The organism is Phyllobacterium sp., from assembly GCF_037994405.1.
Taxonomy (GTDB): Bacteria; Pseudomonadota; Alphaproteobacteria; order Rhizobiales; family Rhizobiaceae; genus Phyllobacterium.
This window is the reverse complement of sequence record NZ_JBBNAN010000123.1, coordinates 1-4,963: the sequence shown is the minus strand read 5'-3', so window position 1 is coordinate 4,963 and position 4,963 is coordinate 1. Positions and strand designations below refer to the sequence as shown.

7 protein-coding genes and 1 pseudogene are annotated in these 4,963 nt (G+C 56.8%); 2 read left to right on the top strand and 6 right to left on the bottom strand.

What is annotated here, in order from left to right; all coding sequences use genetic code 11:
• The 3 genes from AAAC48_RS07625 to AAAC48_RS07615 all read right to left on the bottom strand — a co-directional run bounded on the left by AAAC48_RS07625 (position 1) and on the right by AAAC48_RS07615 (position 827).
• On the bottom strand, positions 1-141 hold the full coding sequence (locus tag AAAC48_RS07625; RefSeq protein ID WP_340653610.1) for a hypothetical protein: 141 nt from the start codon (positions 139-141) through the stop codon (positions 1-3).
• A gap of 90 nt (positions 142-231) precedes the next feature.
• Positions 232-561 carry a hypothetical protein gene (locus tag AAAC48_RS07620; RefSeq protein WP_340653609.1) on the bottom strand — a complete coding sequence of 110 codons (330 nt, stop codon included), beginning with the start codon at positions 559-561 and terminating at the stop codon, positions 232-234.
• A 20-nt stretch (positions 562-581) separates the two neighbouring features.
• A complete protein-coding gene (locus AAAC48_RS07615) occupies positions 582-827 on the bottom strand; it encodes a hypothetical protein (protein ID WP_340653608.1) in 246 nt (81 codons plus the stop codon).
• Between the two features lie 64 nt (positions 828-891).
• Here AAAC48_RS07615 and AAAC48_RS07610 point away from each other — a divergent pair, with 64 nt between their 5' ends.
• Positions 892-1,194: a hypothetical protein gene (locus tag AAAC48_RS07610; protein WP_340653607.1), complete on the top strand. Its 303-nt coding sequence runs from the start codon at positions 892-894 to the stop codon at positions 1,192-1,194.
• A 164-nt stretch (positions 1,195-1,358) separates the two neighbouring features.
• On the opposite strand, the pseudogene AAAC48_RS07605 reads toward AAAC48_RS07610, so the two are convergent.
• Positions 1,359-2,188, bottom strand: a pseudogene (locus AAAC48_RS07605) (recombinase family protein).
• Positions 2,189-2,587: 399 nt separating this feature from the next.
• Between AAAC48_RS07605 and AAAC48_RS07600 the strand changes: the two are divergent.
• Positions 2,588-4,261 carry a transposase gene (locus tag AAAC48_RS07600; RefSeq protein WP_340653606.1) on the top strand — a complete coding sequence of 558 codons (1,674 nt, stop codon included), beginning with the start codon at positions 2,588-2,590 and terminating at the stop codon, positions 4,259-4,261.
• A gap of 4 nt (positions 4,262-4,265) precedes the next feature.
• On the opposite strand, the gene AAAC48_RS07595 is transcribed toward AAAC48_RS07600, so the two are convergent.
• Together AAAC48_RS07595 and AAAC48_RS07590 are read right to left on the bottom strand one after the other, a co-directional pair.
• Positions 4,266-4,583 carry a hypothetical protein gene (locus tag AAAC48_RS07595; RefSeq protein WP_340653605.1) on the bottom strand — a complete coding sequence of 106 codons (318 nt, stop codon included), beginning with the start codon at positions 4,581-4,583 and terminating at the stop codon, positions 4,266-4,268.
• The gene (locus AAAC48_RS07590) at positions 4,580-4,888 is read right to left on the bottom strand and encodes a hypothetical protein (RefSeq protein WP_340653604.1); all 309 of its coding nucleotides are present in this window, start codon (positions 4,886-4,888) and stop codon (positions 4,580-4,582) included. Before AAAC48_RS07590 ends, AAAC48_RS07595 begins: the two co-directional genes overlap by 4 nt.
• Between the last annotated feature and the right edge of the window lie 75 nt (positions 4,889-4,963).

The following is a 4,963-nucleotide window of genomic DNA, read 5'->3' as shown; positions in this document are numbered from 1 at the left end:
TTAGCCCCCAGTCCCTTGCTGTTGCGGCGGCAGAGTGGGCATCTGGATCGGTGTTCGGTCTTCGGTCGAACAAAAAGCGAGTGTCGCGAGCAGCACAAAACACATGATGAGCGCGAGGAGGACGAGGTGTTGTTGTCTCATCGATCATCTCCGCCGTTTTGGAAACAGGTCAATGCGCATCGTTCCGCCTTTGCTCGGTGATGGAATATCAGCTGAACATGGCTCAAAATATTATATATCAAATCGTCTGGTTTTGGTTTGGGTGCTTTTTGGCGGTATGCGGCTTTGGCCGCCGTCGCTGGCCGGTGTCTCGAGATAGCGTTCGTACGTCTTCCGCACCTGCTTTGCGGCCTGTTGCTTCGATGCCTGATCACCGCTCACGATACCTTGGCGGAATTGTGAATGGCCGAATAGAAAAATCCAGCGCCAGCGGCCCTTAAGCGGGCCTCCATCGATCTGATAGATCCGACCGATATCAATGCCATTTGGCGCAATCGCCGTGAACGCGTGCGACCACGCTTGCGCTCTAATGCCGGTTTTTTGCCAAACAATGTTGTCCATTGCTCTCATACTCCGGTCACTCAATGATGCGTTGACAGCAGTCGATCCATCACGTGTTCGCGGTGAACGGCTATTGACGCGAGAAGCTCAACATTGCGGGTACCAGTATCGAACAGCTTCATGATGGTTCGCGCGAGACGGTCGTTATGTTCATAGTACAACGGTGACTGTCCAAGCAGGTCACACGCCCTGCGGTGCGCGCTTTCCATGAGCTGCCAATCATCTTCGCTGTAAGTCAGTTTGTGAAAACGGTTCAATGAGATCAAGGGTCCTCCTCCATCACCGGTGGGGGCACATCTGACCTCTCAAGCGCCAGTAAGCCACGATGGTATGCCCGGCGACGTTGACAGTTTACGCCTGCTCACTTGGATTGCCACTATTTTCGAAAAACTGCGCGATTTCAGACAGTTTGGAACCAACAAAGGTCCCGATGGTTCTAAGCTTGTGGAACTGACTCAGATGGACAATGAGAAAAAGCAAAAACAAACGGAGCAGGTCGTCAGAGAGCGATTCAGTCGGGACGACCTACGAGAGGCGTTTCGTAGCAACTATAAGGCGGTTGCCACCGACGAGCGGTTCGGGGAATTGCTCAAACGCCTAGACCATAGCGAGAAGGCAAGCAAAACGAGCTAGGAACGGTACCGCTTGCAATCATGCAACCTCCGGCATCTACATAAGGGATCCTGGTAACTTTAAGGTCGCCTTTATCTTCACCGATCACTCCTGGCCAGACGATGAAAAGGCTCCGGTAAGGCCGCATTCGACGTTACAATGAAGTAACCATCACGATGGAGCCGTTACTGTGCAACGAAGCCGAGTTTTCTGGCCAAGTTCTTGACCGACGATGCCGCCCAGTTCGAGGAACCGCGCGGCATCCGTTCATGCATCGACTCAAGTTGAACCGTATGCCCGGATTGGCGTTGGCAATGCCGGTGATCAGCATAATCAGCTGGTCTTCGGGCGTGCGGCGAGGGGAGGGGCTTATCAGTACTAGATCAGTTAGGCCCTCGCGCACCAGCCGTTTGACCGAGCGACGCAAGGGCGAGCGGCCGACCATTTTTATCCGCTTCCATGACTAAGGCTGCGGACCACGCCTTCCCAAGGATGGTCTGGCCGCAGGCGCTGCACGACGGGCAACCAAGACGACATGGTTGTGGTCAGATCCGCGAAATGAGTGCGTTCCCGCGCCCGCGAAGCCTTATTGAGGGCTTCAGGCCGCCGTTCGGGCCCGGGTTAGTCCGTTCGGAAATCAGCGCTCGTGGCAGTTGAGCAACAGCACCGAGAACTTGCAACGAAAACATGCCCCGTGGGGTCGAAGTATCGATCGGATCGTGAAGAGAGCGGAAATGTTCCCCCTTTTCTTCCAACTGCTCGATGACGGCGAGCAGAGGCTGGCAGACCGCGGCAGACGATCGAGCCGCACCACCACCACCAGCACCTCGCCGGCATTGATCTCGCGCAACAGCCCTGCCAGCACAGGGCGGGCTCGCGGGGCCTCCGATCCCCGTACCTCATAAATCGCATCACAGCTCGTCGCCTTGAGCTCGATCAGCTTCGCGTCGTTCACCTGATCTTCGGTTGAAACACGGGCATAGCCGCGGAGACGGCGTTTCGGGATTTTCAACATCGGCAGATTCAAGCAATCAAACCGGCCGTTGTACAATATCGGAAGTCATGAATAACCGGTCGTTTGAAAATTCCGATAATAGCCGAGCAAGCATCCCTACGCTCGATGAAACGCCCGAAAATCAACGGAAATGGGCGCATACGTAACCAGGCAGGGCACTAACCTCGAGGGGCCAGCAAATGCTGCACTGCCGCGTCGGTTTGTATCAGGCTTTGGTCTAGGAGACTGAAGCTAATGCGAGGATAAGTACTGTAACAGGAAAAACATTAACCTAAACAGTATGTTAAAGTTTGCGACGTGGCCACAAGCGTTGAAATTGGGCAGGAAACCGGACCAAATTCCCGGGCAAAGACGGATTGAGGGATTCCCTTAAGGGGGCAAATCAGATTCCGTCGTCGCATGAAGAAGAAGCAACCTTCGACTCGGCACGTTGAGACATTGTCGCTTGCGGCGTTGCGGCGGCTCGTTGGCGGTCTGTTGGAGAAGACTGAGGAAGCCGATACGCGTCTCGCCAAGCTGGAGGCGGAGAACCGGACACTGCGCGAAGAGAACGAGCAGCTTCGCCTTGAGAACACCCGTCTGAAGATCGATAACGAGCTTTTGCGCGATGAGATCGCCCGATTGAAGAACCTTCCACCGAAACCGCCATTCAAATCGTCGGGCATGGATAAGGCGACGGATGGCAAGACGGGTGGCGGCAAAGGCGGCAAGAAGAAGCCACGCGGCCCCAAGCGCGACACGGAGCGCGTCAGCCGCGAAGAAGTACTGGGCGCCGATGTTCCGGCGGGTTCGCGCTTCAAAGGATACGAGACGGTCCTCGTGCGTGAGTTGATCCTGGCCAGTGAAGTCGTGTGCTACAAGCGCGAGCGATGGGTGATGCCGGACGGCAAGACGCTGATCGCGCCGCTGCCAGAGGGCGTCATTGGCGGCTTTGGCCCGGCGGTGCGCCGCTTCTGTCTTGTCATGCATGCGCAGGGCCAGGTGACGACGGAGCGGCTGACGTCGATCCTAAACGGCATTGGCATCGAGATCTCGAAGACGCAGGTGGTTCGCCTCCTGACCAACGGGCTGGATGGCTTTGCCGCCGAGGATGCGGCCGTGCTGCATGCCGGGCTCATTTCGGCACCGTATCTGAGCGTCGACGACACCGGCGCGCGCCATGCCCGTAAAAATTGCTATACGACCCAGATCGGCGGCGAGCGCTTCTGTGTGTTCCGCACCACGAGAACCAAATCGCGGCTGAACTTTCTGTCGCTGCTCACCGGCAATTATCAGGATTATGTCCTCAATGATGCCGCCCTGAACTATCTTGAAGAACACGGCGCCGATCTGTCGCTTATTGCAAGGCTGCGGCGAGGCGAACCGCAACGCTTTGCCAATCAGGTGCCGTTTCTGGAATATCTGGCGCAACAGGGCATCGACATCCTCGCCGACAACACAGCCGTCCGCGCCCTGAGCGAAGCAGGCCTATGGGGAGCCATCCGGCATCACGGCCTCTTGGCCAACACGGTGATCATTTCCGATGATGCCGGCCAATTCCGGGTTGGCAATCATGGCCTGTGTTGGGTCCACGCAGAACGGCTGTTGCAAAAGCTGATGCCGGCAACGCCGCGCCAGGCAAGTCAGCTCGATGCCATGCGCGATCTGGTGTGGTGTTTTTACAAGGCGCTCAAGGCCTTCAAGCAAAAGCCCTCGCCCGGCCTTGGCAAGGCCATCCGCTACCGCTTCGACCGCATCTTCTCAATCCGCACCGACTATCAGGAGCTCGACAAACTTCTGGCGCGGCTTTACCGGCGCAAGGACGAACTCCTGAAGGTGCTCGATCATCCCGAGATACCGCTGCACACCAATGCCTCGGAAAACGATCTGCGCACCGTCGTCACCAAGCGCAAGATCTCAGGCGGCACGATGAGCCGTGATGGCCGCATCGCCCGCGACACCATGCTCGGTCTGATGAAGACCTGCAGGAAGCTTGGCCTATCCTTCTGGCATTATCTGGGCGACCGGCTCGGCCTGAATGCGCCGGGAAACAGCATCCCGCCCTTGGCCGATCTCATCGCCGCATCCTCCTGACCGATTATCTGTGCTTTGAAAGATCGATGAGATTGGCGGGCTGGGCATGATCTGAAACAACCGGTTTGCGCAACAGCTGCGGCGAAACGTTCCAATGCCTGCCATCATCGCCATGCACGGTTACCGACTTGCGATTATGGCGAATGAGCACGCCGCGAACCGGATCGCCATATTGGTCGTCAAAGGCCACCTGATCGCCGACGTTGAATTTGAGCATGGCGTCATAGGTCTTCAGCTGCTGAATGGCGCGCAACCGTTCGACAACCCGCCGGTTCAAATCGCGTAATTGTGCTTCGCTCAGCCCGTCAATGTCGATGGTCATCGCGCCTCCCACAAGCTGCGATCGTCGTCCCCAGGGATATCGAACAGCTCATCCTCGAAGGTTGTGTCTTCCATAAAGACCATAAACTTCATGAACGAATCCATCAGCGGGCATCGATCCAGCAATGCGTCGAAAGCGGCCTCGCCGGTGATGGCGACAAGCTGCTCGATCGCCGGCATGACGACGGCCAAGGCGCGTTCGACCGATTTGCGTGATGGCATTCTTCCCGTGATCAACTTTGATAACCGAGCTTCGATCGCATCGGCCAAAGTGATCTGTTCGGGCGTCAAGGCTACATGCGACATGCCTGGCTCTCTCGCTAGGATCAACACACACGACCCTAACCTTGCGGTTCCAATTGGCTCAACCCCACGTCATCG